This is a genomic window from Frigoribacterium sp. CFBP9030 (assembly GCF_034045195.1).
GTDB lineage: Bacteria > Actinomycetota > Actinomycetes > Actinomycetales > Microbacteriaceae > Frigoribacterium.
Window position 1 is genome coordinate 81,883 of the sequence record NZ_JAXCWG010000004.1, and the last position, 25,621, is coordinate 107,503.

Annotated in this window: 23 protein-coding genes and 3 tRNA genes; 13 read left to right on the forward strand and 13 right to left on the reverse strand. The window is 72.1% G+C overall.

Features of this window, described 5'->3' with window-relative positions; genetic code table 11:
- Positions 1-25: 25 nt before the first annotated feature.
- From SOM13_RS06130 to tilS, 7 genes are all read right to left on the reverse strand, one after another.
- A complete protein-coding gene (locus SOM13_RS06130; RefSeq protein ID WP_320479131.1) occupies positions 26-496 on the reverse strand; it encodes a DUF3180 family protein in 471 nt (156 codons plus the stop codon).
- A complete protein-coding gene (gene folK / locus SOM13_RS06135; protein ID WP_320479132.1) occupies positions 493-1,113 on the reverse strand; it encodes a 2-amino-4-hydroxy-6-hydroxymethyldihydropteridine diphosphokinase in 621 nt (206 codons plus the stop codon). Before folK ends, SOM13_RS06130 begins: the two co-directional genes overlap by 4 nt.
- The gene (folB, locus tag SOM13_RS06140) at positions 1,110-1,529 is read right to left on the reverse strand and encodes a dihydroneopterin aldolase (protein ID WP_320479133.1); all 420 of its coding nucleotides are present in this window, start codon (positions 1,527-1,529) and stop codon (positions 1,110-1,112) included. Before folB ends, folK begins: the two co-directional genes overlap by 4 nt.
- Positions 1,526-2,485 (reverse strand): dihydropteroate synthase, encoded by a 960-nt coding sequence (folP, locus tag SOM13_RS15375; protein ID WP_414655516.1) that lies wholly within the window; start codon positions 2,483-2,485, stop codon positions 1,526-1,528. Before folP ends, folB begins: the two co-directional genes overlap by 4 nt.
- A gap of 663 nt (positions 2,486-3,148) precedes the next feature.
- Positions 3,149-5,146 (reverse strand): ATP-dependent zinc metalloprotease FtsH, encoded by a 1,998-nt coding sequence (ftsH, locus tag SOM13_RS06150; RefSeq protein WP_320479135.1) that lies wholly within the window; start codon positions 5,144-5,146, stop codon positions 3,149-3,151.
- Between the two features lie 152 nt (positions 5,147-5,298).
- The gene (hpt, locus tag SOM13_RS06155) at positions 5,299-5,850 is read right to left on the reverse strand and encodes a hypoxanthine phosphoribosyltransferase (RefSeq protein ID WP_192061730.1); all 552 of its coding nucleotides are present in this window, start codon (positions 5,848-5,850) and stop codon (positions 5,299-5,301) included.
- 50 nt (positions 5,851-5,900) lie between these two features.
- Positions 5,901-6,908 (reverse strand): tRNA lysidine(34) synthetase TilS, encoded by a 1,008-nt coding sequence (gene tilS / locus SOM13_RS06160; protein WP_192061729.1) that lies wholly within the window; start codon positions 6,906-6,908, stop codon positions 5,901-5,903.
- 68 nt (positions 6,909-6,976) lie between these two features.
- Here tilS and ppa point away from each other — a divergent pair, with 68 nt between their 5' ends.
- A complete protein-coding gene (gene ppa, locus SOM13_RS06165; protein ID WP_055799285.1) occupies positions 6,977-7,468 on the forward strand; it encodes an inorganic diphosphatase in 492 nt (163 codons plus the stop codon).
- Between the two features lie 82 nt (positions 7,469-7,550).
- On the opposite strand, the gene SOM13_RS06170 is transcribed toward ppa, so the two are convergent.
- Together SOM13_RS06170 and SOM13_RS06175 are read right to left on the reverse strand one after the other, a co-directional pair.
- Positions 7,551-8,549 carry a hypothetical protein gene (locus tag SOM13_RS06170; protein ID WP_320477684.1) on the reverse strand — a complete coding sequence of 333 codons (999 nt, stop codon included), beginning with the start codon at positions 8,547-8,549 and terminating at the stop codon, positions 7,551-7,553.
- 523 nt (positions 8,550-9,072) lie between these two features.
- A complete protein-coding gene (locus SOM13_RS06175) occupies positions 9,073-10,377 on the reverse strand; it encodes a M23 family metallopeptidase (RefSeq protein WP_192061141.1) in 1,305 nt (434 codons plus the stop codon).
- A gap of 234 nt (positions 10,378-10,611) precedes the next feature.
- On the opposite strand from SOM13_RS06175, the gene SOM13_RS06180 reads away from it, so the two are divergent.
- The 4 genes from SOM13_RS06180 to SOM13_RS06195 all read left to right on the forward strand — a co-directional run bounded on the left by SOM13_RS06180 (position 10,612) and on the right by SOM13_RS06195 (position 12,621).
- Positions 10,612-10,684, forward strand: a tRNA-Glu gene (locus SOM13_RS06180).
- Between the two features lie 49 nt (positions 10,685-10,733).
- Positions 10,734-10,810: transfer RNA gene (locus tag SOM13_RS06185), tRNA-Asp, on the forward strand.
- 78 nt (positions 10,811-10,888) lie between these two features.
- Positions 10,889-10,961, forward strand: a tRNA-Phe gene (locus tag SOM13_RS06190).
- A 136-nt stretch (positions 10,962-11,097) separates the two neighbouring features.
- A complete protein-coding gene (locus SOM13_RS06195) occupies positions 11,098-12,621 on the forward strand; it encodes a glycosyltransferase family 39 protein (protein WP_192061142.1) in 1,524 nt (507 codons plus the stop codon).
- A 37-nt stretch (positions 12,622-12,658) separates the two neighbouring features.
- Here SOM13_RS06195 and ddaH read toward each other — a convergent pair whose 3' ends face one another.
- The gene (gene ddaH / locus SOM13_RS06200) at positions 12,659-13,513 is read right to left on the reverse strand and encodes a dimethylargininase (protein WP_371740776.1); all 855 of its coding nucleotides are present in this window, start codon (positions 13,511-13,513) and stop codon (positions 12,659-12,661) included.
- A 124-nt stretch (positions 13,514-13,637) separates the two neighbouring features.
- Here ddaH and SOM13_RS06205 point away from each other — a divergent pair, with 124 nt between their 5' ends.
- Positions 13,638-14,075 (forward strand): Lrp/AsnC family transcriptional regulator, encoded by a 438-nt coding sequence (locus SOM13_RS06205; RefSeq protein WP_192061143.1) that lies wholly within the window; start codon positions 13,638-13,640, stop codon positions 14,073-14,075.
- Positions 14,076-14,811: 736 nt separating this feature from the next.
- On the opposite strand, the gene SOM13_RS06210 is transcribed toward SOM13_RS06205, so the two are convergent.
- Complete coding sequence (locus SOM13_RS06210) at positions 14,812-18,372, reverse strand: proline dehydrogenase family protein (protein ID WP_320479136.1); 3,561 nt, start codon at positions 18,370-18,372, stop codon at positions 14,812-14,814.
- Between the two features lie 41 nt (positions 18,373-18,413).
- On the opposite strand from SOM13_RS06210, the gene SOM13_RS06215 reads away from it, so the two are divergent.
- Entirely contained in the window at positions 18,414-18,899 is a 486-nt protein-coding gene (locus tag SOM13_RS06215; protein WP_243215031.1) for a MarR family winged helix-turn-helix transcriptional regulator, read from the forward strand.
- 37 nt (positions 18,900-18,936) lie between these two features.
- Here the strand turns inward: SOM13_RS06215 and SOM13_RS06220 are convergent, their stop codons facing one another.
- Positions 18,937-19,884 (reverse strand): DNA-3-methyladenine glycosylase 2 family protein, encoded by a 948-nt coding sequence (locus SOM13_RS06220; RefSeq protein WP_320479137.1) that lies wholly within the window; start codon positions 19,882-19,884, stop codon positions 18,937-18,939.
- Positions 19,885-19,976: 92 nt separating this feature from the next.
- On the opposite strand from SOM13_RS06220, the gene SOM13_RS06225 reads away from it, so the two are divergent.
- From SOM13_RS06225 to SOM13_RS06250, 6 genes are all read left to right on the forward strand, one after another.
- On the forward strand, positions 19,977-20,525 hold the full coding sequence (locus SOM13_RS06225; protein WP_320477679.1) for an ArsR/SmtB family transcription factor: 549 nt from the start codon (positions 19,977-19,979) through the stop codon (positions 20,523-20,525).
- The gene (locus tag SOM13_RS06230; protein WP_320479138.1) at positions 20,522-21,796 is read left to right on the forward strand and encodes an MFS transporter; all 1,275 of its coding nucleotides are present in this window, start codon (positions 20,522-20,524) and stop codon (positions 21,794-21,796) included. Before SOM13_RS06225 ends, SOM13_RS06230 begins: the two co-directional genes overlap by 4 nt.
- Positions 21,797-21,837: 41 nt before the next feature.
- Positions 21,838-22,008, forward strand: coding sequence for a hypothetical protein (locus tag SOM13_RS06235; protein ID WP_192061149.1), 171 nt, complete (start codon positions 21,838-21,840; stop codon positions 22,006-22,008).
- Between the two features lie 66 nt (positions 22,009-22,074).
- The gene (nhaA, locus tag SOM13_RS06240) at positions 22,075-23,352 is read left to right on the forward strand and encodes a Na+/H+ antiporter NhaA (protein ID WP_243215027.1); all 1,278 of its coding nucleotides are present in this window, start codon (positions 22,075-22,077) and stop codon (positions 23,350-23,352) included.
- A 117-nt stretch (positions 23,353-23,469) separates the two neighbouring features.
- Complete coding sequence (locus SOM13_RS06245; RefSeq protein ID WP_197982001.1) at positions 23,470-24,156, forward strand: GntR family transcriptional regulator; 687 nt, start codon at positions 23,470-23,472, stop codon at positions 24,154-24,156.
- Positions 24,153-24,821 (forward strand): sugar transferase, encoded by a 669-nt coding sequence (locus tag SOM13_RS06250; protein ID WP_243215025.1) that lies wholly within the window; start codon positions 24,153-24,155, stop codon positions 24,819-24,821. The genes SOM13_RS06245 and SOM13_RS06250 overlap by 4 nt, the downstream gene beginning before the upstream one ends.
- A gap of 12 nt (positions 24,822-24,833) precedes the next feature.
- Here the strand turns inward: SOM13_RS06250 and SOM13_RS06255 are convergent, their stop codons facing one another.
- Complete coding sequence (locus tag SOM13_RS06255) at positions 24,834-25,520, reverse strand: GntR family transcriptional regulator (RefSeq protein ID WP_320479139.1); 687 nt, start codon at positions 25,518-25,520, stop codon at positions 24,834-24,836.
- Positions 25,521-25,621: the final 101 nt, after the last annotated feature.

Genomic DNA, 25,621 nt, shown 5'->3' on the forward strand with positions numbered 1-25,621 from the left:
GCGGTGGCGAGACGGAACACGGCCCTCAGGCCGCTTGCGCCCCCGGCCCGCCGTCGTCGTCGCCCGGTGGCACCGTGCACATGCGCTCGGCGACGACCCCCGCCACGAGGAGGGCGAGACCCCCCACCACGGCGACGATCGTGGGCACGAGCGAGCCTACCGCGACGGTCACGCCGCGCGTCAGCATGAAGACGAGCACCCCCGCGGCGGCCCCGCCGAACAGCGCCCCCGAGAGACTGCTCGCCTTGGCCAGCAGCAGCACCCTCGTCGCGTAGTACGGGTCGATGCGGTCGGTGCTGGTGCCCCGGGCGACGCGGCGCACGGGCACGGCCATGCTGACGACGATGCCGCCGATGGCGAGCAGCACGAGGCCGAGCGGCACCGGGGGCACGAGGGCGGCCATGCCGTTCGCGACCAGGGCGGCGTCGACGACGAAGCCCGCGACGAGGGCCGCGAGGCCGAGTGCGATCAGGGTGCCGGGGCGGGTGTGCTTCACGCGGTGACTCCCTGGTCGTGCCGGTCGTCCGCCGACGGGATGGCCGAGGAGGCGCGGCGCCGGCCGAGCAGCCGCGTCGCCCCGGTCACGGGTCGGGTCCGGTCGGGGAGCCTCGCGATCAGGGCGGCGACCGGTCCGTGGCCGCCGAGCCGCGCCTCCTCGTCGATCTCGAACCAGGGCTCGAGCACGAAGGCGCGCTCGGACGCTCGCGGGTGCGGCAGGGTGAGGCGCTCGGTGTCGAGCTCGAGATCGCCGAAGGCGATGATGTCGAGGTCGAGCGTGCGATCGCCCCAGCGGACCTCGCGGGTGCGACCGTGCTCGGACTCGATGCCGTGCAGCGCGTCGAGCAGCGCCAGGGGGTCGAGGTCGGTGTCGACGAGCGCGACCGCGTTGAGGTACTCGGGCCGCATCTCGTCGGGGCCGTCGAGCGTCAGCGCCACGGACGACACGGGGGTCGAGGCCGCGACGACGGTGACGCCCGGGGTCGCGTCGAGGGCCCGCACGGCGTCGCCGAGCAGTTCGTCGCGGGCGCCGAGGTTCGAGCCGAGTGCGATGACGGCGCGGGTGGCGGGTGTGCCGGCCGCTCGGGTGGTGGGCGTGTGCGGGTCGGCGCTCACGGGCGCTCCCGGACGATGGTGATCGAGACGTCCGAGAACGGCACGGTGATGGGCGCGCCGGGCTTGTGCACGGTGATCTCGGTGCGCACGGCGGCGGGGAACGCGAGCACCACGCCGGCGAGACGCTCGGCCAGGGTCTCGATCAGGTCGACCGGGTCGCTCTCGACGGCGGCGACGAGCTGCTCGGCGAGCACGCCGTAGTGCACGGTCGCCTCGAGGTCGTCGCCGGTGGCCGCCGCCCGGGTGTCGAGGTGCACGACGGCGTCGACGACGAACTCCTGGCCGTCGCGGCGCTCGTGGTCGAAGACCCCGTGGTGCCCGGTGGCGCGCACCCCGCTCAGCCGGAGCACGTCGAGGCCGACGGCGGCCGTCGCGGCGGGGGCAGCCGCGGCGGGGCTCGTCTCGGCGGCGGTCATGCGTGCCGCGCCGATCGGGTCGACTTCGCGGCGCCCGCCGAGCGGCCCCCCTGCTGCCAGGCCTGCCAGACGTCGAGCGCCGCCCGGGTCGCGGCGACGTCGTGCACGCGCACCGCCCAGACGCCCTCGAGGGCGGCCAGCACGCTGACGACCGCCGTGGCCTGGTCGCGGGCCTCGATCGGAGCGCCTTCGGGCAGCAGCTCGCCGAGGAACCTCTTGCGCGAGGCCCCGACCATCAGCGGCAGCCCGAGACGGCCGAGCCCCCGCAGACCGGCGAGCACCTGCCAGTTCTGAGCGGCGTCCTTCGAGAAGCCGAGACCGGGGTCGAGCACGAGACGGGAGGGGTCGATCCCCTGGGCGACGAGGTCGGCGACGCGCTGCTGCAGCTCGTCGTGCACGTCGGTCACGACGTCGCGGTAGTCGGGCCGGTCGGAGCCGTCGAGCGGCCCGCGCCAGTGCATGGCCACGAAGGTGCTGCCGGTGTCGGCGACGGCCTGCGCCATGAAGCGGTCGGCGAGACCGCCCGAGACGTCGTTGACGATGTCGGCTCCGGCCTCGACGGCCGCGTAGGCCGTGGCGGCGTTCATGGTGTCGATGCTCACCCGGACGCCTTCGGACGCCAGCTGCCGGATGACGGGCAGCACGCGCCGCTGCTCGTCGATCGGGGCGACCCGGGCGCTGCCGGGCCTCGTCGATTCGCCGCCGACGTCGATCACGTCGGCCCCGGCCTCGACGAGGGCTCTCGCGTGCCGCAGGGCGTCGTCGACCTCGACGTAGCGACCGCCGTCGCTGAACGAGTCGGGCGTGACGTTCACGATGCCGACCACGAGCGGTCCGCCGCGTGGCGGGCGGGGTGCCGGCGCGGCAGCGGCAGTGGCAGTGGCAGCGGCAGCCGGCGCAGCCGACGTCGCGGCAGCCGTCTCAGCCGGCGTCGCGGCCGGCTGCACGATGTCCATCACGAGGGTCGCGGCCGCCGGCTCGACGCCGGGCGAGCTGCTCGCCGGGGGTCGCCGCAGCTCGTCGGCACCGCGGACGGGCGGCACCACGGGACTCGGCGCGGCGTGCGAGCCGACCCGGGTGCGGGTCGCGGCCTCGTCGCGGTCGTCGAGCGGCCCGTCGAAGCGTCCGCCGGCGATGAGGCGGCGTCCGGAGGCGCGGGTCGGCAGGTCGGGTTCGCTCGCCGTGGTCGGGCCGCCGGGGGTGCGGGCCTCGGCGGACGGGCTCGCGGTCGCGGAGCCGGCGGTCGCGGAGCCGGGTGTCACGGTGCTCGGGCCGCCGGGGGTGCGGGTCGCGGGCGTCTGCGTGACCGGGGGCAGCTGGGCCGGGGGGCGGACCGCCGCCCGCTCACCGAGCGAGAGGACGAGGCGACGTTCGCTGCCGGCAGCCGGCGCGCTGGCGGGCGGTGCGTCGAGCACGACCGGGTCGGGGTAGCGCGCCCTCCCCCGCGGACGCTTCCAGACACGACCGGCCGACGTCTCGTCGGATGCCCGGTGTGCTCCACTCGGTGAGTCGGTCACGGGGAGGCGCCTCCGATCGGGGCCAGGGGTCGAACAGGGTCGGGCTCCAGGGTAGCGACCGCACCGGCGGCGTCGAGCCGGTGCGGTCGCTCCGCTCGACGGTTACGCCGTGGCGATGCCGGGCGTCGTGCGCGGCGGGCGCTGGCGGCTCGACGAGCTGTCGGCCTCGGGCTCGGAGCCGACGCCGCCGTCGACCGCGGCCGCGTCGACCGGCGCCTTGGTGGGCATCGGGATCGCGGGTCGGTCGGAGACGGGCCGCTTGTCGCTCGAGAGCCACTGCGGGCGCTCGGGCAGCTTGCGGACGTCCTTGAAGATCTCGGCGAGCTCGTCGTGGTCGAGGGTCTCCTTCTCGAGCAGCACGGCGGCCAGCTCGTCGAGCACGTCGCGGTTGTCGTTGATGACCTGCCACGCCTCATCGTGCGCCTGCTCGAGCAGCACACGGACCTCGGCGTCGACCGTCTCGGCGATGTTCTCCGAGTAGTCGCGCTGACCCATGTCGCGGCCCATGAACTGCTCGCCCGAGCCCTGGCCGAGCTTGACCGATCCGACCTTGTTGCTCATGCCGTACTCGGTGACCATCTTGCGGGCCGTGCCGGTCGCCTTCTCGATGTCGTTCGACGCACCGGTGGTCGGGTCGTGGAACACGATCTCTTCCGCGACGCGACCGCCCATGGCGTAGGTGAGCTGATCGAGCAGCTCGTTGCGGGTGACCGAGTACTTGTCTTCGAGGGGCAGCACCATCGTGTAGCCGAGGGCACGACCACGCGGCAGGATCGTCACCTTCGTGACCGGGTCGGTGTGACGCATCGCGGCGGCGGCGAGGGCGTGACCGCCCTCGTGGTACGCGGTGATGAGCTTCTCGTGGTCGTTCATGATGCGGCTGCGGCGCTGCGGACCGGCCATCACGCGGTCGACGGCCTCGTCGAGGGCGCGGTTGTCGATCAGCTGCGCGTTCGAGCGCGCCGTCAGCAGCGCGGCCTCGTTCAGCACGTTGGCCAGGTCGGCACCCGTGAAGCCGGGCGTCTTGCGGGCCAGCACCTCGAGGTTGACCGACGCGGCGAGGGGCTTGCCCTTGCCGTGCACCTCGAGGATCTGCTTGCGACCGTCGAGACCGGGGGCGTCGACGCCGATCTGGCGGTCGAAGCGACCGGGACGCAGCAGGGCGGGGTCGAGCACGTCGGGCCGGTTGGTGGCCGCGATGAGGATGACGTTGGTCTTGACGTCGAAGCCGTCCATCTCGACGAGCAGCTGGTTGAGCGTCTGCTCGCGCTCGTCGTTGCCGCCGCCGACGCCGGCGCCGCGGTGACGACCGACGGCGTCGATCTCGTCGACGAAGATGATCGCGGGCGAGTTCTGCTTGGCCTGCTCGAACAGGTCGCGGACGCGGCTGGCGCCGACTCCGACGAACATCTCGACGAAGTCCGAGCCGGAGATCGAGAAGAACGGCACCCCGGCCTCGCCGGCGACGGCGCGGGCGAGCAGGGTCTTACCGGTGCCGGGAGGGCCGTAGAGCAGCACGCCCTTGGGGATGCGGGCCCCGACGGCCTGGAACTTCGCGGGCTCCTTCAGGAACTCCTTGATCTCCTCCAGCTCCTCGATGGCCTCGTCGGCGCCGGCGACGTCGGTGAACATGACCTGCGGGGTCTCTTTGGAGTTCAGCTTCGCCTTCGACTTGCCGAACTGCATGACCTTGCTGCCGCCTCCCTGCATGGACGACAGGAGGAACCAGAAGATGACGCCGATGATCAGGAAGGGCAGGAGGATGCCGAGCAGCGACACGAGCCAGTTGCTCTGCGTGACGGTGTCGTCGAAGTTCTCGAGATCGGCGTCGGTGATGGCCGTGACGACCTCTTCGCCACGCGGCGTCGAGTAGTAGAACTGCTCCTGCTTGTCGCCGTCTTTCAACACGAGGTCGACGCGCTGCTCGTTGCTGAAGATCGTGGCCGACTTGACGTCGCCGGCGCTGATCGAGGCGAGGCCCTTCTGGGTCGACACCTGCGTCGTGCTCCCGGAGCTGATGACGCTCCACCCGATGCCGATGCCGATCACGGCGATCACGATGTAGATGATCGGGCCGCGGAAGAGTTTCTTGAAGTCCATGTCAGTACGGGCGGAGCCCGACGCCTTTCTGCAGGGAGAAGATGAGCAGAAGGTTACATCGAGCGCCCTATGCGCCTCATGGGTGTTCGCCGTGGGCCTAATGCGCGCCCCGGCCCCTGCCCGCCGGCCCGACCCGCGCCTCCCGCGAGGGCCTAGCTGTAGACGTGCGGCGCGAGCACGCCGACACCGCGCAGGTTGCGGTACCGCTCGTCGAAGTCGAGGCCGTAGCCGACCACGAAGTCGTTGGGGATCTCGAACCCGACGTACTTGACGTCGACGTCGACCTTCGCCGCCTCGGGCTTGCGCAGCAGGGCGAAGATCTCGACCGACGCGGCGCCGCGGGTGCGCAGGTTCTCGAGCAGCCACGACAGGGTCAGCCCGGAGTCGATGATGTCCTCGACGATGATGACGTCGCGACCGAGCAGATCGGTGTCCAGGTCTTTCAGGATGCGCACGACACCCGACGACTTCGTACCCGAGCCGTACGACGAGACGGCCATCCAGTCCATCGCGGCGCTCATCTTGAGCTCGCGCGAGAAGTCGGCCATCACCATGACGGCGCCCTTCAGCACCCCGACCAGCAGCGGGTCGCGCCCGGCGTAGTCGGCCTCGACCCGGCGGGCGATCTCGGCGATCTTCGCGTGGATCTGCTCTTCCGTGTAGAGGACGGAGGTGAGGTCGCTCTCGATGTCGCTGAGTTCCATGGCGGGCTGTCGCTCCAGAGGTGAGGTGTGAGGGGGTGGTGGCGGGGATCTCAGGAGGCGCCGGTCGCGGCGAAGTGCAGCGCGCCTCCGGTGCGTATCACTGTAATGCCCGGCAACGACACGGGACCCTGCCCGTGCCAGTCGGTCACGAGCCGGGCGACCTCAAGGGTCTGCGCCCGACTGAGCGTGACGGCGAACTCGCTCGCGACGGCCAGCCGGATGAGCCGCTGCCGCAGCGCCGCGGGGTTCGCCGCCAGCGACCGGACGTCGAGCGAGATGCCGGCCTCGGCGTGGTCCGCCACCTCTTCGGCCTGCTCGAGCGCGAAGTGGTCGAGCGCGTCGTTGTCCTCTCGCAGCTGGGCGGCCGTGCGGACGAGCGCCTCGGCGACCCCGGGGCCCAGCTCGCGCTCGAGCACCGGCAGCACGGACCGCCGCACCCGCACGCGGGCGTAGGCGGGGTCGTCGTTGTGCGGGTCGTCCCACGGATCGAGCCCGAGATCGGCGCAGGAGGCGCGGGTCGTCTCCCGACGCACCCCCAGCAGCGGTCGGCGCCACCGCCCCGTGACGGGCTCCATGCCCTGGAGGCTCACCGGGCCGCTCCCCCGAGCCAGCCCGAGCAGCACGGTCTCGGCCTGATCGTCGAGCGTGTGGCCGAGCAGCACGGCGACCGCACCGGTCTCGGTGGCGACCCGGTCGAGCGACCGGTAGCGCGCCTCCCTGGCTGCCGCCTCGGGCCCGCCATCGGTGCCGACCTCGACCCGGCGGATGTCGACGGGAGCGAGCCCGAGCGCGATCGCGGCCGAGGAGGCGCGGGTGGCGACCTCTGCGGAGCCCGCCTGCAGCGCATGGTCGACGACGACGGCGCCGACGCGGAGACCGGCGCGGGGGGCCTCGAAGGCGGTCGCGGCGGCGAGCGCGAGCGAGTCGGCTCCGCCGCTGAGAGCGACGAGCACGAGGGAGTCGGCGGGGAGCCCCTCGAGCGAGGCGCGGACGGCCCGGCGGACGTCGGCCATGGCCGGGGTCAGGCGCGGACGGGTCGGACGGTGCTCGGCGGGCATCTTGTAACGTTAGCGAAGCCGTCGACCGGCCCGGTCGGCACGCCCCCCGAACTGAACCAGGAGCACCCATGGCCGCGTACGACGCCGTGATCGAGATCCCCAAGGGAAGCCGCAACAAGTACGAGGTCGACCACGAGACCGGTCGCGTCTACCTCGACCGCGTGCTCTTCACAGGCTTCGTCTACCCGACCGACTACGGGTTCTTCGAGAACACCCTCGGGCTCGACGGCGACCCCGTCGACGTGCTGGTGCTGCTCGACTACCCGCTGTTCCCGGGCGTGGGCGTGAAGGTGCGCCCCGTGGGCGTGTTCAACATGACCGACGACGGCGGCAGCGACGCCAAGGTCATCGCGGTGCCCGCGAAGGACCCGCGCTGGGAGCACATCCAGGACATCTCGGACGTGCCCGAGTACCTCCGCAAGGAGATCGAGCACTTCTTCGAGCACTACAAGGACCTCGAGCCCGGCAAGTGGGTCAAGACCGAGGGCTGGGGCGACGCCGCCGAGGCCGAGGCCATCGTCGAGGCCGGCATCAAGAAGCTGGCCGACGAGGGTCACTGACCTCCGCCCGCAGCACGCAGAAGGGGCCCCGCGCGATCACGCGCGGGGCCCCTTCTGCGTGCTGAAATTCATCCGACCGCAGTCACCAGTTGCACGCTGCCGCAGGATTCTTTTTGATGACCGATGCCGGGATACCGCGCCGCCACCCGTCCCAGCTTCGACGTCTGCTCTCAAGATCGACGTTGACAACTGCAAGCAGACCGACGACATGGCAATCCCACTGCTGAGCCATGGTGCGATATTGCATCGAGTTCGGATGATGTTGACGGAGATCCGCGAGGCCCGCTGAGTAGACGAAGCCTGGATTCACGAGCTGCGTTGCACGAGCCAGAGCAGTGACTGTGAACCTAATCTCGTAACCGCCGTTCCTCCATCTCTCGTGTTTCACCTGGCTGATCATTCCGTGGGAGTACGCGGGATCTGCCGTGATCGGGTAGATCACTCCATCGGCGTCTTTGTGATCAACGACCTGCGTCAGCGTGTGCCCGTCGAGCTCATATCGTGTTGGGACTTCGGTCCCGGCCGCGTCGAGTGCCCAGGCTGGTGTGAAACCACCGATGAGGACTCCCAGCCTTGTCTCAAGGAAGATCAGGCCGCCGTCCTCGCGCACGACAGTTCCCTCCGGGAGTTCCAGGTCGTAGTCGAAGCGCTCGGGAGCTTCCGGGCCGTCCAGGATTGTCGCGATCTGCAGGGTCCCGTCTTCTTTGACGGCTGTCGTCGTCCTCGTTCCGTTGAAGTTCTCGGATGCAGTCACGCCGTCCTGGACCATAAATGCTGAGGACGAGTCGCTTTCAAAGGGGCGCCCGATACCCACGGTCGCGACGTCAGATTCGATGCGGATACTCTCGTTGCCGGCGCGCGGAACGGCAACAGTCACGTCATCGAGTTCGAGAAGCATCGACATTTCCGTCGTGGCGCTTGCCTCGGTCGTCGTCTCCGCCAGAACGTGCCTATCTTCCTCGACGGTCGCCCGGGCCACCTGGTTCAAGATTGAGCGAACGTCACGGACGGAACCGGAGTCGTCAGCTTGCGCAGCACCCGCAGTGACCACCAGCGCGGAGATCGTGATGAGGCCGATCAACGAGCTTGACCTTCGTGCAGACATAGGTAAACCTTTCGTTTGCAATAACAGTTGATCGAAAGGTAGCCCTAGTCGTGTTTCGAAGCAAGACCGTCGTCGCGATCTGCGTTGGCATCGTTCTCATCCTCGGGGTACTCGTCTGGATCCAGATGACCGGCGCTCTGGCCATCTTCTTCGACCCTGAACCGGAGTTGGATCTTTGAATCTCTGCCTTTCACCCCCACAGGCTCGCTGACCAGGCTGACGCGCGGGGGTCGGCTGAGCGCGCCGACCTCTCTGCATCCGAAAACCCGACGGATCTTGCAATCGAGGAGTTCATCAACCGGGCGACAGCTGGCCTTGCGCCCATCTGACTTAACGAAGACGTGTGCCGCTTCCAGAAGCTCGCTCTCTGGGCGCTGATAAGCGAGAACCTGGGCCGGTAGCGCTCGACAACTAGTTGGACCGGTGGACGTCGAAGTCCGCACTCGTTGCAGCCGCATCCAACACACAAGGAGCGCTGCTCGGAGACAGCGTCTGCCCGCTACAGCGTGATGCCGCGCTGCGCCATGAAGGCGACCGGGTTGGCGGCCGTGCCGTTGATGCGGGTCTCGAAGTGCAGGTGGCAGCCCGTCGAGTTGCCGGTCGAGCCGACGTGCCCGATCTGCTGGCCGAGCGCGACCCGCTGGCCGACGCCGACCATGATGCCGCCGTCGGGCTGGTGTCCATAGGCCGTCGTGATGCCGTTGCCGTGGTCGATCAGCACGTAGTTGCCGTAGCCGCCGTACCAGCCGGCGTAGACGACGGTGCCCGCCGTGGCGGCGAAGATCGGGGTGTTGCAGGCGGCGGCCAGGTCGGTGCCCGCGTGCAGGATGTAGGCGCCGGTGACCGGGTTCACGCGCATGCCGAAGCCGCTCACGACGTTCCCGCCCGACGGGCGCGTCCAGCCGAAGCTCGACGTGACGCCCACCGGGGTGCCCGAGGTCGGGCTGCCGAGACGGGCGGCGCGGGCCGCAGCCTCGGCCTCCTTCTTCTTGCGCTCGGCCTCGCCCTTCTCGAACTGGGCCTGTGTGGTGTCCGCGTTCGTCTTGAGCGAGACAAGCTGCGCCTGGAGGCGGGCGCCGTTCTCCTGCTGCTCGGCGAGCGAGTCGGCGGCGGCCCGGGCCGCCTCGTTGGCGACCTCGAGCGCGGCCTGCGCCTTCGCGGCCAACTCGCCCAGCGCCTCCTCGGCCACTGCGGCCTGGTCGGTCAGCGACTGCGCCGTGTTGCGATCCTGTGTGGCCTGCGAGTAGATGCCGTCGGCCTGCTCGGTCAGCTTGGTCATCGCGCCGAGCTTGTAGAGCAGCTCGCCCGCGTCGCCCGGGTCGGCGATCAGGGTGCCGGTCATGTCGTTGCCGTTGCCGCCCGAGCGGCCGAGCTGCGCGGCGAGCTGCCCCGCGCGCTCCTCACTGGCGGCGGCCACGGTCGCCGCCGAGTCGGCCTGATCGCGCAGCTGCTGCGTCTTGAACTGCGCTTCGTCGAAGGCGGTCTGCGCCTTCTGCAGGATGTCGCCCTTCTTCTTCGCGTCGGCGTTCTTGCGGTCGAGGTCCTTCGTCATCTGGTCGAGGATCTCCTCGAGCCGCTTGATCTCGGCGACCTTCGCGGCCTCGTCGCCGCGTGCCTTCTCCACGTCCGCCCACGACGGGTAGCTCGCCGCCTGAGCCGAGTCGACGGGACCGCCCGTCACGCCGACGCCCACGCCCGCGACCAGAGCGAGGGCGACGACCACGGCGGTCGCCCGACGACGGCGACGGGTCGAGGCAGCGGGGCGCGACGCACCGGAGCGGCCGAGGAGGCGGAAGAGACTCATGCAGGATCGATTCGTTCGAGAACGGGGTGACGCCGCCTGCGGCCCCTCAGACCTTCAAGCGCAGGTCGAAACTAACGGCGCCCGACCCGTCCGGGGGGTGACACGCCGGAGCGACGTCGCGGTCGGCGGTCGGAGACGCCGGCCGCGCACGGGCGATCGCCGACCACGTTTTGCATTAACGCCGCCTGGTCCGTATGCTCGTCTCTCGGTTGCTCTGTGCTCTTCGGAACACACGGCCCCATCGTTTAGTGGCCTAGGACACCGCCCTTTCACGGCGGCAGCACGGGTTCGAATCCCGTTGGGGTCACTGGTTCGGCAACGATCCAGAGTCCGGTTAGTATAAGTAGCAATTGTTTGGCCCTGTAGCGCAGTTGGTTAGCGCGCCGCCCTGTCACGGCGGAGGTCGCCGGTTCAAGTCCGGTCAGGGTCGCCAAGGCGAGTTTCTCGTCTGGAGGGCCAGTCCCTCCCGGTGGGCCAGAGAGTCGAAGCACCTGTTCGATCAGGCCCCCACGGCTGGGTAGCTCAGTTGGTAGAGCGTTCGACTGAAAATCGAAAGGTCCACGGATCGATGCCGTGTCCAGCCACTCAAGGTCCCGTCTCGGCGGGGCCTGTCGTCTTTAAGCCGGGTATCGGGTCGCTGCCGGGTATCGGATCACTGCCGGGTCACGGATCACTGCCGGTCCTCGGGCGCGGTCGTCGCGCCGGCCGCTGCGAGGTCGCGTGAGCATCGGCCACGACCCCGGCGTCGCGCATCCGCGCCACCGCTGGCTCGACCCGCTGCTGGCCGGTCTCCTGGCGTTCGTGGTCGCCGGTGTCGGCAGCTGGATCCCCTCGTACTGGAGCGACGAGGCGACCACCCTGATCGCCGCCCGCATGCCGCTGCCCGACCTGATCGCGTTCCTGGGTCAGCGCGACGCGGTGCACAGCGTCTACTACCTGATGATGCACGCCTGGATCGGCCTGATGGGCGAGAGCGAGTTCGCCACGCGCCTCCCGGGGGTGCTGTTCACCGGTCTCGGGGCCGCGGGCGTGCTCGTGCTGGTCCGCATGCTGACCAGCCGCATGACGGCCGTGCTCGCCGCCGTCGTCTACGCGGTGCTGCCGCGCCTCACGCTCGAGGCCATCGAGGCCCGGCCGTACGCCCTCACCGCCGCCCTCGCCGTCTGGGTCACCGTGCTGGTGCTCGTCGCGTCGCGGCGTCAGAGCTGGTGGTGGTGGCTCGCGTACGGCGCGGGTCTCGCCGCGTCCATCGCGACGTTCGTCCCGCTCGCCCTGATGGTCGTGGTGCACGGCGTGTTCCTCGCGTTGGCACCGGCTCAGCGCCGACGTCGGGGAGCCCGCCACCGCCTCCTCGGCTGGTCGCTCTCGACCGGGGCCGCGCTGCTGGCGACGGCGCCGATGATCGGCACGGTGCTGAGCGAGCGCAACCGGCTGCTCGGCTCGGACGACCCCTCGACCGGGGCCGACATCACATGGTGGACGGTGCTGGTCGAGCCGTGGTTCGCGACGTCGATCGCGTACGCGGTGATCGGCCTGGTGCTGCTCATCCTGCTCGGCACGCGGTTGCGCGACCGGGCACGGACCCCGGGCAGCATCGTGCTGCTCGGAGCCCTATGGGTCGTGCTGCCGGTGGGTCTGCTGCTGATCGCCGGTCTCGCGCTCGAACCGGTCTTCCAGGCGCGCCTCGTCGTGTTCGCGGCGCCGGGCATGTGCCTGCTGCTGAGCGTGGCGATCACGGGGTTCCGGCGCCGATGGGTCAGCATCGCGCTGATCGCCCTGCTCGTCGTCGCCTCCGCCCCGACCTGGGTGCTGCAGCGGCAGCCGACGGGCAAGGGCGGTGCGGCCGACCTGCGTCAGATCGCGGGCTACATCGAGCAGCAGGCCCGGCCCGGCGACGCGTTCGTGCTCGACGCCTCTGGCACGGTGTCGACCCGGCCCCGCCAGGCGTTCTACGCGTACCCCGACCGGTTCGACGGGCTCGACGACGTCGCGTTCGTCCGCTCGGGCGCCGCCGAGGGCCGCTTCACCGACGTGACCCTCGGCCTCGACGACGAGACGCAGCGCGCCGAACTGCAGGAGCGCCTCACCGACGTCGACCGCCTGTGGATCGCGCGGCTGCAGATCGATGCGCTCGACGACCCCGACCTGAACACCCTCGGCGGCTTCGGCTACGACCTCGCGCAAGAGCACCGCACGGGTCGCAGCGTCGTCTACCTGTTCGTCCGCCCCGACGGTCGCGGCTGAGCGGCGACCGCCGAGGAGGCGCGGGTCGGGTCGACCGTCAGCGTCGCAGATCGAGGGTGCAGCACTTCACCCCGCCGCCGCCCAGCAGCAGCTCGGAGAGGTCGACGCCGATCGGGTTGTAACCCCGCTCGCGCAGCTGACGCTCGAAGCCCGTCGCCCGGGCGGCGATGACGACGTTGTAGCCGTCGCTGTACGAGTTGAGCCCCAGGATGGCGGCGTCCTCCTCGTCGACGAGGATCGCGTCCGGGAACCGCTCGCGCAGCACCTCGAGCGAGGCCGCGTCGAAGGCGCTCTCGAGGTAGGCGATGTTCTGGCCGCCCTCGACGGGCTCGGGGTCGAGCACCGCGATGGCCGTGTCGAGGTGGTAGAACGCGGGGTTCACGAGGGTGAGCCCGACGACCTCGCGACCGAAGACCCGCGCGACCTCGTCGTGCGAGCGGGTCGATGTGCGGAACCCGGTGCCGGCCAGCACGACGTCGCCGACGAGGAGCAGGTCGCCCTCGCCCTCGTTGATCTCGTCGGGCACGGCGACGTCGAAGCCGGCCTCGCGGAACCAGTCCATGTAGGCGGGGCCCTCGGGCTGGCGCTCGGGGTAGGTGAACAGGGCGCCGTAGGCCTTGCCGTCGACGACGAATCCGCCGTTCGCCGCGTAGACCATGTCGGGCAGGCCGTCGATCGGGTCGATCAGGTGCACGTCGTGACCGAGGCCGACGTAGGTGTCGTAGAGCACCTGCCACTGGGCCACCGCCTTCGCGGTGTCGGTGGGCGCCGCGGGGTCCATCCACGGGTTGATCTTGTAGCTCACGGTGAAGTGGTCGGGTCGGCACATCAGCACCGTGCGCGGGGTGGCTCGACGGGTGATCGGGGGCTGGGGGTCTCCGGCGGTGTCCACGGAGTCGCTCGTGATGCTCACGGGTGCCAGTGTCACACGCACCGGGCGCAGGAGGCCGGGCTGCGACGCAACGAATGTGCGTTATGGGCCTGGATCACGCAACTAGTTGCCGTAGGGTCTCGGGGTGGACAATCTCGACTTCGGCATCATCGACCTGCTGCGCCAGAACGCCCGCGCCGGCTACGGCGACATCGGGGCGTCGGTGGGGCTGAGCGCCTCGGCGGTGAAGCGACGTGTCGACCGCCTCGTCGCGGACGGCGTCATCAAGGGCTTCACGGTGCAGGTCGACCCGACGGTGGACGGCCTGGGCACCGAGGCGTACGTCGAGCTGTTCTGCCGAGGCACCGTGTCGCCGCAGGAGCTGCAGCGGATCCTCAGCACGGTGCCCGAGGTCGTCGACGCCGGCACCGTCACGGGCAGCGCCGACGCCATCGTGCACATGCGCAGCCGCGACATCCCGTCGCTCGAGGAGGCGCTCGAACGCGTCCGCAACGCCCCGAACGTCGATCACACCCGCAGCGCGATCGTCCTGTCGAAGCTGATCAGCCGCCACCCTGCCTGAGCGCGTCGCGCGCGCGGCGCGCGGCGCGCCGGGTCCGTGGTCAGAAAGCGCCCGTCACGAGGCCACGAAGGACGACTACTGACCACCGAGCCCGGCCTCGCGCCGCGCAATGCGTCGAGTGGTCAGAAGATGTCCTTCGCGAGGCCACCAAGGACATCTTCTGACCACTCGAGCGCGGGCGCGCCTGACCTCGCGTGACCGAGCGCCGAGCGCTGCGCGTCGCGTCGCGTCGCGTCTCGTCGCGTCGCGTCGCGTCTCATTGGTCAGAAAGCGCCCTTCGCGATCCCACCAAGGGCGACTAATGACCACCGAGCCCGGCCTCGCGCCGCGCGCAACGCGTCGAGTGGTCAGAAGATGCTCTTCGCGAGGCCACCAAGGACATCTTCTGACCACTCGAGACGCGAGCTCGCCTGACCTCACGTGACCGTGCGCCGCGCGTCGCGTGGCGTCGAGTGGTCAGAAAGCGCCCTTCGCGAACCCACGAAGGGCGACTACTGACCACCGAGCTCGGCCTCGCGCCGCGCGCAACGCGTCGAGTGGTCAGAAGATGTCCTTCGCGAGGCCACCAAGGACATCTTCTGACCACTCGAGGCGCGAGCTCGACCCGACCCGGGCGTGGGCGTGGGCGCGGGCTGAGGCGCAAGCCCGACCCGACCCGACCCGGGCGTGGGCGTGGGTTAGCGCGCGAGCGCGGGCTCGAGCGCAGGCCCGCCCGGCGCCCGCACCCGCACCCGCGTCAGAGCCGCAGGTCGCGGAGGGCCGCCTCGGGCCGCCCGTCGCGGTGGGCCGCGACCGTGACCGTCTGCTCGTGCACGAAGGGGAGCAGCTCGACCCGGCCCTCGTCGGTGACCTCGCCCGTCCAGATGGCGACGTCGGCGCTGTGCCCGACGGCCGACGAGAGCTCCGTCCGCCCCCGGCCGACGAGGCGGATGCGCAGCCCGCGGTAGTCGGCCACACGACGGCGCTGGGCGGCGGAGGGCGTCATGCCGAGCTCGATCGCGGGGTCGTCGACGTCGTCGATCTGCTGCAGCGACCCGACGGCCGCACGGTCGAAGAAGGCCTCGTCGCTCTCGACGATCACCGCCCCCACCTCGACGGGCGACTGCGGAGACGTGATCAGCAGATGGAGCGCCGCGGGCAGGGGCAGAGCGGTGCTGAGGTCGATGCGCGCCCCCGCCCGGGTGGCTGCGGCGATGAGACGGACGAGGTCGACGGGGTCGCCGCCCGACGCGAGCCGCAGCACGACCGACGCGGGGCGGTGACGCAGCACGGTGCGCTCGACCTCGAGGCCGCCGAGGGCCCGCGAGGCGCCGAAGACGTCTCGCCAGGCGCGTTCGTCGCTGCGGGCCGCCGCGCGGATGCGGTCGAACTCGTCGAACGAGAGATTCGCACGGGCGGCCTCGATCAGGCGGACAACCGGCTCGGAGACGCCGTCGAGCTGCAACGACTTCTCGAGCGACCGGGCCGCTCTCGACCAGGCGCCCTGCGCGATGACGGTGTGCGCGCCTCCTGCGGCGGTGGTCCGCCCGACCGACGCGCGGCGGCGCCCGCCCGAGGGGCTCCGACCCGCCCGGGGTGCGGCGACCGCGCGGTTGACCACGAGCGAGCCGACGTCGAGGGCCTCGAGCCACTGCTCGACCTCGTCGACGTCGAGCGAATGCAACCCGGCCGTCGACGAGCGCTCGAGTGCGCTCTGGAGGTCGACCGCCTCGGCGAAGGTTTCGACATGCACGAGTCCGAGCACGGGCCCGCCCGGCATGGGGCGGGTGAAGGCGCCGCCCGGGCGCACGCCGTCTCGGATGCCGGGCCGCCAGAGCACGCCGTCGTCGTCGAGTCGTTCGGGCGCGACGAGCCAGGATTCTCCGGGGTCGAGCTCGGTGAGGGCGGCGAGCAGCGGCCCCTCGGCGGGAGCGATCAGCGGCCCGACGTCGGTGGTGGCGGCGTCGGGCCGGCCGATCCGCAGCGCGGCGACGGCGTCGACCAGACGACGACGGAAGCCGGCGGCCCGTGACCTCGACCCCACGACGACCACGAGCCGGGCGGCCCAGGGCGCCTGACCGGCGTGGGCGAACGCGCCGGCCACGACGTCGACGGCCGCTCGGTCGAGGTCGGCGGTCTCGGCGACGACGACGGAGTTGAGCCCGGGCGTCTCGGCCCAGAGCTCGCGGTCGCCCCGGAACGAGCGGACGCCCGCCGCGGTCTCGAACGGGCCGTGCAGCACGACGCGGTCGACGGCCGGGTGCACGAGCAGATCGTGCGCCAGCCCGAGGTCGTCGACGATCGCCGTCGCGACGAGTTCGGCGGGCACGCCTGCCGAGCGGAGCAGGTCGGCGACCACCGAGGCCGTGCGGCACGCCTCGGGCGCGGGGCGGACGACGACGCCGCTGCCCGCCGCGAGCGCCGCGGACACCGAGCCGACCAGGGTCGAGACGGCGGAGTCGGCCGTCGGCACGACGACGGTGAGCCGAGGAGGCGCGTAGCGGGCCCCGCGGACGTCGCCCAGACCGCGGGCGAGAACCGCGTGCCACCAGGCGGCGTCGACCGCCGCGCCGACGTCGAGGGCCGCCTCGCTGAGCGTCGCACCCGTCTCGCTGATCAGGACCTCGATCAGGCGGGCCCGGTGGGAGTCGAGCCGGGCGGCGACGGCGTCGAGCAGGGCGGCGCGCTCGGCGTGGTCGCGGCGACCCCAGGCGACTCCGGCCTGGACGGTGCGGGCGACGGTCTCCTCGAGCCGACTGTGATCGGGCACCCGGGCGCCGTCGATCTGCGCGAGACCGAGCTCGGACGTCTGCGCGGCGACGAGGATGCGCCGGCCCCATGCCCGGGCGAGGTCGAGCGCCGGGTCGGCGTCGGGGGTGTTGACGAACCCGGTGCCCGACTCGACGCCGGAAGTCGGATCAGCGGGCCCACCCGCCGCGGTGTCGCCGCCGGGCGCGCCCTCGGCCCCCGCCGCGGCTTCGACGCCGACCGCGACAGCGGGCGCGGCGGCGGCCGCGACCGACCGGCGGTAGGCCGCGACCTCGCGCTCGAACCCGGGCCCGTCGGCCGGGTCGACGCCGACGGGGCCGCCGATGAGCCCCCGCACCAGTCCGCCGATCGCGGCGTCGAACTCCTCCGGCGGTGCGACGGGCGTGTACATCGCCATGCCGCCGACCTCGGCGGCGACCGCCCGGGTCTGCGCCGGCGCCAGCCCGTGCACGGCCTCGAAGACGACGTGGGGTACGACGTCGCGCCGCTGCGCGAGGGTCCAGGCGTGGGCGAGGTCGAGCAGGCTGTGCGTCGCGACGCCGACGTGCGCCACCGCGGCGTTCTCAGGACGCAGGGCGTGGTCGAGCAGACGCCGGTACGACGCGTCGGTCGCGGCCTTCGTGGGCAGGGTCGGCGCGGGCCGCGCGTGACGGGACGCGTCGACGGCCTCGGCGGCGAGGTTCGCGCCCTTGACGAGTCGGATGCGGATCGGGGCCCCGCCGTCGGCGACCCGCTGCCGCGCCCAGTCGGTGAGCAGCTCGAGCGTCGCCAGGGCGTCGGGCAGGTAGGCCTGCAGCGCTATCCCGGCCTCGAGGCGCCTGAGCGAGGGCTGGTCGAGGAGGCGCGTGAAGACGTCGACGGTCAGGTCGAGTTCGCCGCGCCGCCCCATGTCGAGGTCGATCAGCGTCGGCACCCGGCCGGCGAGCGCGAGCTCGTACACCGGGGTCAGCCGGGCGACCAGGGCCGAGGCGGTCTCGTCGAGGGCCCAGGGGCCGAAGGGGCCGCCGACGTCGCGCAGCGAGACCGACACGTGGTGCACGTCGTCGCGGGCGACCAGGTCGTGCAGCCGCGCGAGGCGGCGGTCGGCCCCGGCCGGGCCGATGACGGGCTCGCCGAGCGGGGCGAGGTTCGGTCGCGAGCCGTCGGACGCCAGCGCGGACAGGTGCGAGCCGAGCTTGTCGGGGCTCTCGTCGACGACGAGGTGCTCGACCAGGCGCCGGAACGCCCGGCGGGCGACGGGCATCACGGCGCGCGGCGCCAGGGGGCCGAACCCGCCCCCGGTCGAGACGGCGGCCCGCAGGTGCCAGGGCAGGGAGTCGGGCATCGCCCGGCTGAGCTGGTCGAGGCGACGTGCCGCGACGGCGTGGTCGTCGACGAGCACGACGCCGTCGACGAACGCGGCCGTGAACTCGAGGCCCTCGGCGTCTCGCGCGACGCGGGCGAGACGGGTCGCCGACGCCTCGGCCGGGGCGTCTCTCACGGCCCGGCGCCAGCGCCCGGCGGTCTCGACGGTCTGCTGCGTGAGGTCGGCGGCGTTCACATCGGACATGGCCCGAGGATATGCCGGACCACCGTCTCTACACTGGGCGAATGGCCCACGAACTGACCGACGACGAGTGGGCCGTCTGGGATGCGTTCTACGCCATGCGCCGACGTCTCGATCGCGCGCTCGAGCTCCGACTGCACACGCAGTCGGGCGTGTCGGCGGCCGAGTACGAGATCCTGGTGGGGCTCGGTCGCAGTGCCGACCGGCGCCTCCGGGTCCGTGACATCGCCGAGCAGATCGGCTGGGAGAAGAGCCGGGTCAGCCATCAGGTCACGCGGATGGAGCGACGCGACCTCGTGCGCCGCTCGGACTGCTCGACGGACGGCCGGGGCACCTGGGTCGAGCTCACCGCCGACGGCCGGCGGGCCATGCTGACGGCGACCCGCGGTCACACCGCCGCCATCGGCGAGTACTTCGTCGCGGCCCTCGGACCGGACGCCGCGGCGCTGCACTCGTTCTCCCATCGGGTGCTCGACGCGATCGGCGGCGACGCATCGCCCGACGCGCCGACGGGCCGCCCGGCGGCCTGAGCCGCCGCCTCCACCTGCCCGCGCGGCCGGCGGGGCGTCAGTGGAACCGGTGATCCTGGATGGTCATCCGCGGGCCGAACTTCGGCTTCGAGAACCCGCTGGCCGAGATGAGCCGCATGACCCGTTCGCGGTGACCGCGCCACGGTTCGAGCAGCTCGAGCATGCCGTCGTCGTCGACGGGTCTGCCGATCAGGGCCCAGCCGACGAGGGCCGGGAGGTGGTAGTCACCGACGCTCGGGCTGTCGGCGTCGCCGTGGGCCCGCTGCATCGTCTCGGCGGCCGTCCACACGCCGATCCCCGGGATCGATCGCAGCCTCCTCTCGACCTCCGGTCCGCCGCGACCGAGCGCCAGCGTCCTCTCGAGCGACGGCGCGACGGCGCAGACCCGCATCACGGTGTCGGATCGCTGGGGGCCCACCCCGGCGCGGTGCCACTCCCAGCTCGGGATCCGCCGCCACCCCGCGGCGTCGGGCGGCACGACGAGCCCGTCGGGCGCGGGCCCGGGCGCCGGCTCGCCGTGTCGGCGCACGAGGTCGCGCCAGGCCCGCCAGGCCTCGCGACTCGTCACCTTCTGCTCGAGCACGGCGGGTACGAGCATCTGCACGACCTGGTTGGTGCGCGTCAGGCGGAGGCCGGGGAGGCGGTGGCGGGCATCGCGCAGGAACGCGTTGTCGGCGACGTCGAGACCCGACCAGTCGTCTCCGCGACCGAGCATCTCGGGGACGGCCTCGACGACCCAGTCGGCGCCCGGGCCCCAGGCGTGGGCGCGGATGCCGTCGGTCGTCGACTCGAGGCGGAGCGTCGCGGGGCCGGTCGGCGCCCGCACGGCACGCCACAGGGCGCCGCCGACCACCCGGAACGCGGGGTCGTCCGAACCGCGTGACAGCGGTCGGAGCGTCGCCCGCACGTCGACGTGCTCGCTCGGACGGTACGTCGTCTCGATCGGAGCCCCGGCCTCGTCGGGCGTCAGGGCGGGATCGGGCATGCGGCGATGGTAGACGCCGCCCCCGACACCCGCAGCGACCGACCCCCAAAGAGGCATTTGACGGTCGGCGTCGCCGGCTCCAGGGTTGGCCTGTGTCCGCACTCGACGAACTCCGCGCGACGGCCCACCCGATCCGTCTGCGCCTCCTCTCCCTCCTCACCGGCGCCGCGATGAGCGCCGCCGAGGCCGGGCGCGAACTCGGCCTGTCGCAGGCGACCGCGAGCTACCACCTCAGGGTGCTCGAGCGCGTCGGTCTGATCGAGGTCGTCGAGCTGATGCGGATCCGCGGCGGTGAGGCGAAGCGCTATCGGCACGTCTCGTCGGCCCGGCCGTTCGACCCGAGCCCCGACCCCCACGACCCGTCCTCCCCCGGCGCGTCCCGACCCCACGATCAGGAGGAGCGCGCCCAGTACATCGAGGCCCTGATCGACGAGCTCCGCCGACGATCCGGCCGTCGCGCCGTCGGGCCCCAGCTGTCGACCGACGCCGAGCTCTGGGTCGACGACGAGACGTGGCAGCGCGTGGTCCGCCACGTCGGCCAGGCCTCGGCCCTGCTGCACGCCCGGGCGCGACCGCCGCGCACGCCCGGCACGAGCCCCGTGTCGATGACGGCCGCGCTGTTCGCCCTGAGGCGACCGTGACCGCGGACCGAGGAGGCGCCTCCTCGGCCTCCGGGGACGTCCCGACCCGGGGCGGTCCCCTCGCGCACCCCTCGTTCCGCTGGCTGCTCGCCGCACGGACGACCGGCATCCTCGGCAACGCGGTCGCCCCGATCGCCCTTGCCTTCGCCGTGCTCGACCTCACCGGGTCGGCGGCCGATCTCGGGCTCGTCGTCGCGGCGCGCTCCGTGGCCAACGTCGCCGTGCTGCTGTTCGGGGGCGTGATCGCCGATCGTCTGCCCCGCGACGTCGTGCTGGTCGGCGCCTCGCTGGCGGCGGCCGCGACGCAGGCCGTCGTCGCGGCCCTCGTGATCACCGGCACGGCGACCATCCCGACCCTCGTCGTGATGAGCGTGCTGAACGGCGCGGTCGCGGCCGTCAGCCTGCCGGCCGCCGCGGCGCTCGTGCCCGAGACGGTGCCGGCGGACCTCCTCCGCCCGGCGAACGCCCTGCTGCGACTCGGGCTCAACGGCGGGAGCATCGTCGGCGCCTCGGCCGGGGCGGGTCTCGTCGCGGTGATCGGGCCGGGCTGGGGTCTCGCCGTCGATGCGGCGGGCTTCGCCCTCGCCGGCGCCCTGTACACCCGGCTGCGACTGCCCCGCCGACCCCGGGCAGCACCCGAGGCGGGGCGGAGCCCGTCGGTGCTCGGCGATCTGCGCGACGGCTGGCAGGAGTTCACGCGGCGCTCGTGGGTCTGGATCGTGGTCGCCCAGTTCGCCGTCCTGAACGCCGCGTTCGTGGGCGCCACGACCGTGCTCGGCCCCGTGGTCGCCGACGACTCGTTCGGGCGCGGCGCCTGGGGCCTCTTGATCGCCGCCCAGACCGGCGGCCTGGCCCTGGGTGCGCTGATCGCCCTGCGCTGGCGACCCCGGCGGGGGCTGGCCGTCGGGGTCGGCCTCATGGCCGTGACCGCGGTGCCGGTCGCGACCCTCGGACTCGCTCCGCAGCTGCCCGCCCTGATCGCCGCCTTCGCCCTCGGCGGCGTCGCCCTCGAGATCTTCGCGATCACCTGGGACCAGTCGCTGCAGAGCCGGATCCCGCGCGAGGCGCTCGCCCGGGTCTACTCGTACGACATGGTCGGCTCGTTCGTCGCGATCCCGCTCGGCGAGGTCCTGGTCGGCCCGGCGGCCCACGTGTTCGGCACGCCGTCGACGCTCGTGGCATGCGCCGTCGTCATCGTCGCGGCGAGCGCCGCGGCCCTCGCGGCGCCGAGCGTGCGGCGGCTGACCCTGGATGACACCGGCGGGCGATAGGCCTCGGCGAGCATCGCACCGGACGAAGTACCCTGGAGACCATGAGCCACGCCCGGATCCGACACGTGCGACGTCGCGTGACGGTCCGTGCGCAGTCGTTCCCGAAGGCCCGCGTGCTGACGAAGCGCACGTGCGGCACGAACGGGTGGATGAGCCTGTGGGGCAGCAACGCCCACGGCGAGATAGCCGGCTGCCCGCCGCCACGGCGCTGAGACCGCCCGACCTCCAGGCCGGGTGACACGCATCCCGTTCTCGCTCCACCGACCCCGAGGTCACGCATGTCCGACGCTCCGTCCACCCATCCCTCCCCCCAGCAGGCCCCGGGAGGCGCATCCCGCGCGCAGCGCATCTCGCGTTTCGTCAGCCGCGACACCACGGGCGGGCTGCTGCTGCTCGTGGCCACAGTGCTCGCACTCGTCATCGCCAACAGCCCGGCCGGCGGCTTCTACTCGGAGGTCCGGGACCTCCGCTTCGGCCCCGAGGCGCTCCACCTGAACCTCAGCGTGGGCACCTGGGCCGCGGACGGCCTGCTGGCGATCTTCTTCTTCGTCGTCGGCCTCGAGCTCAAGCAGGAGTTCGTGGCGGGTTCGCTCCGCGACCCGAAGGTCGCCGCCCTCCCGATCGCGGCGGCCGTCGGCGGCGTCATCCTGCCCGCCGTCATCTTCACGCTGATCAACCTGAACGCCGGGCCGGACGCCCTGCAGGGCTGGGCCATCCCGGCGGCGACCGACATCGCCTTCGCCGTCGCGGTGATCGCCGTCGTCGGCAAGAACCTCCCACCCGCTCTGCGGACGTTCCTCCTCACGCTCGCCGTCGTCGACGACCTCATCGCGATCACGATCATCGCCGTGTTCTACACGGCCGGCATCGCCTTCGTCCCGCTCCTGCTCGCGGTCCTGCCGCTGATCGCGTTCGCGGTGCTCGTGCGCCGCGGGGTGCGCTCGTGGTGGCTGCTGATCCCCCTCGGCGTCACCGCGTGGGCCCTCGTGCACGCCTCGGGTGTGCACGCCACCATCGCCGGCGTCGTCCTGGGCCTCCTGGTGCCGGCGGTCGCGACGAAGCGAGCCGGCGTCACGCACGTCACCGCCGACGGCCGAGAGGAGCGCCACCCGCTGACGCACCACTTCGCCGAACGCTGGAGCCCGATCTCGTCGGGTCTGGCCGTGCCGATCTTCGCGTTCTTCTCGGCCGGGGTCTCGGTGGGCGGCGTCAGCGGCCTCACCGAGTCGCTGACGGACAGCGTCGCCCTCGGGATCATCGTCGCCCTGGTCGTCGGCAAGTCGATCGGGATCACCGGCGCGTCGCTCCTCGTGACGCGCCTGCCGGGCATCCGGCTCGACCCGAGCCTCCGCTGGCCCGACGTCCTGGGGCTGTCGTTCGTCGCCGGGATCGGGTTCACGGTGTCGCTCCTCGTCGGCGAGCTCGCCTACGGCACCGGCAGCGCGCAGGACGACGTGGTGAAGGTCGGCGTGCTGGTGGGCTCGCTGGTGGCCGCGTTGATCGGCGCGGGCATCCTCGTCGTGCGCGGCCGCTGGCACGCCCGGCAGCCCGGCTGAGGCCGGGCGGACCCCGCCGAGCCCCCCTCGGCCGGCGCGGTCCGCCGACACCGGCATATCGGGTCTGGCTTAAAAGAATGACAGATGATATGTTTTGCTTCCGACCTTGGAGGCAGCATGCCAGTTCCCGACCGCTCCACACGTCGCCCCCGGCGACTGCTGCGTGACCTGACGTTCGAATCGGTGCTCGACGCCATTCTCGACGGCACGCTGCACCCGGGCGAGCGCCTGTTCGAAGACGACATCGCCGCGTGGCTCGGCGTCTCGAAGACACCCGTCAAGGAGGCGCTGGCGCGTCTCGCGACGCAGGGCCTCGTCGACATCGAGGCCAACCGGTACACCCGGATCTCGTCGGTGACGGTCGCCGATCTGCTCGACACGTTCGAGCTGATCGGCATCCTGCACGGCGACGCCATCCGCTCGGCGGCGCACGCCCCGACCGACGAGACGGCGGAGATCGCCGACCGCGTCGTCGAGGCGATGACGGCCGACGGCGCCACCTGCGCCGACGTCGTCCGAGAGACGACGGTCTTCGTCGACCGCGCCGAGAACCCCCTCACCCGCAAGGCCGCCGAGCCCCTCGACCACCGCGCGGCGTTCCTCTCCCGCCACGTGTCGATCGATCTGCACCACCCTGCTCTGCGCCCGTCGTTCGACGCGTTCGTCGCGACGCTCGTCGATCGCCGGTGGGTCGAGGCGGGCGACGCTCTCACGGGGCTGCTCGGTCGCGACGCCCTCGGGCCCGTGGTCGCCGGGCTCGACGACATCCCGCCCCTGCCCGAGACCCGGCGGGTGACCCGGTGACGTCGACGCCCCTCCGCCCGCACGCCGAGAGCATCCGCGTCGAGCTGCCGCCCGTCCGACGCCGACCCCACCGGGTGACGAAGCGCGTCGTCGACGTCGTGGTGGCCGCCCTGCTCATCGTCGCCCTTCTGCCCCTGGCTCTCATCACGGCCCTCGCCGTGCGACTCGACAGTCGCGGTCCCGTCCTCTACCGGCAGGTGCGCGCCGGGCTCGACGGCGAGGCGTTCACGATGCTGAAGTTCCGCACCATGCACGTCGACGCCGAGACCCGCCTGGCCGATCTCGTCGCCCGCAACGAGGCCGGCGGCCCGCTCTTCAAGCTGCGCGACGACCCGCGCATCACCAGGGTGGGTCGCGTGCTGCGCCTCTACTCGATCGACGAGCTGCCCCAGCTCTGGAACATCCTCCGAGGCGACATGAGCCTCGTCGGGCCACGACCCGCGCTCTTCCGCGAGGTCGACCACTACTGCGACCGGGCGCGTCAGAGGCTGCTCGTGCTGCCCGGTCTGACCGGCCCGTGGCAGGTCGGTGGCCGCTCCGACCTCCCATGGGACGACGGGCTCGACCTCGATCTCTCGTACGTGCACGACTGGACTCCGGCGACGGACGCCGTCGTCCTGGCGCGGACGGTCCGTGCGGTCATCCGCCCCGTCGGCGCCTACTGACACCACCGGTGGTCACGCCGCCGCGCTGCCGGCACGCACGACCGAGAGCAGCACCGGCGCCGACGCGATCTCGGCGAGGGCGACGCGTGAGGCGCCGAGGTCGGCACGGGCGACGGCGGCGCGGAGGGCCGCCAGCGCCGTCGACAGCCCCGCCTCGTCGAGATCGTCGCCGATGAAGCGGGCGTGGAACAGCACCGTGGGGCCGAAATGGCCCATCAGCTGAGCGAGCCGCCGGTTCGACGACGCGGTGGCCATCGCCTCGGCGGCGGAGACGAGCGCCTCGATGACCGGGGGCGCGGTCGGCGACGCGACCCGCGCCTCCTCGTCCACCGGCAGCGGGCCGTCGAGCGCCGTCGCCACCACGACCCGGGCGGCGTCGTCGGCGATCGCCTCGGCGAGCGCGAGATCGGCGAGCGAGCAGAGCGTCGACAGCAGAGGCCGCACGAGCCACGGGCGCGCGGTGCTGACCCGCGTGTACCGCTTGGGCACCGTCTCGACGAGAGAGAGGTCTTCCAGGCGGGCGAGCGCCATGCGGATGGGTGTGCGCGAGACGCCGAGCCAGTCTTCGAGATCGGTGTCGTGCAGGCGCTCGCCCTCGCCGAGCTGCCCCGACACGATCGCCTCGAGGACGAGCTCGAAGACCTCGTCGCGATGCAGACGCCGGCAGAGGGTGGGCGACGGGGTCGTCGGGATGGGCATCGATCCTCCTCGTAGTGTGTGGCGGCACCGACCGGTCGACCTGTCGTGCCACATCCCAGAATAGTGCATTTATCATCCAGGCCCTGACGACCGATGGCTAC

Excerpts from the sequence above, each read along its gene's own strand:
- folB (WP_320479133.1), bottom strand. The coding sequence starts at position 1,529 with ATGACCGCCGCCGAGACGAGCCCCGCCGCGGCTGCCCCCGCCGCGACG.
- folP (WP_414655516.1), bottom strand. The coding sequence starts at position 2,485 with ATGGACATCGTGCAGCCGGCCGCGACGCCGGCTGAGACGGCTGCCGCG.
- ftsH (WP_320479135.1), bottom strand. The coding sequence starts at position 5,146 with ATGGACTTCAAGAAACTCTTCCGCGGCCCGATCATCTACATCGTGATC.
- hpt (WP_192061730.1), bottom strand. The coding sequence starts at position 5,850 with ATGGAACTCAGCGACATCGAGAGCGACCTCACCTCCGTCCTCTACACG.
- tilS (WP_192061729.1), bottom strand. The coding sequence starts at position 6,908 with ATGCCCGCCGAGCACCGTCCGACCCGTCCGCGCCTGACCCCGGCCATG.
- ppa (WP_055799285.1), top strand. The coding sequence starts at position 6,977 with ATGGCCGCGTACGACGCCGTGATCGAGATCCCCAAGGGAAGCCGCAAC.
- SOM13_RS06175 (WP_192061141.1), bottom strand. The coding sequence starts at position 10,377 with ATGAGTCTCTTCCGCCTCCTCGGCCGCTCCGGTGCGTCGCGCCCCGCT.
- SOM13_RS06210 (WP_320479136.1), bottom strand. The coding sequence starts at position 18,372 with ATGTCCGATGTGAACGCCGCCGACCTCACGCAGCAGACCGTCGAGACC.
- SOM13_RS06215 (WP_243215031.1), top strand. The coding sequence starts at position 18,414 with ATGGCCCACGAACTGACCGACGACGAGTGGGCCGTCTGGGATGCGTTC.
- SOM13_RS06220 (WP_320479137.1), bottom strand. The coding sequence starts at position 19,884 with ATGCCCGATCCCGCCCTGACGCCCGACGAGGCCGGGGCTCCGATCGAG.
- SOM13_RS06235 (WP_192061149.1), top strand. The coding sequence starts at position 21,838 with ATGAGCCACGCCCGGATCCGACACGTGCGACGTCGCGTGACGGTCCGT.
- nhaA (WP_243215027.1), top strand. The coding sequence starts at position 22,075 with ATGTCCGACGCTCCGTCCACCCATCCCTCCCCCCAGCAGGCCCCGGGA.
- SOM13_RS06245 (WP_197982001.1), top strand. The coding sequence starts at position 23,470 with ATGCCAGTTCCCGACCGCTCCACACGTCGCCCCCGGCGACTGCTGCGT.
- SOM13_RS06255 (WP_320479139.1), bottom strand. The coding sequence starts at position 25,520 with ATGCCCATCCCGACGACCCCGTCGCCCACCCTCTGCCGGCGTCTGCAT.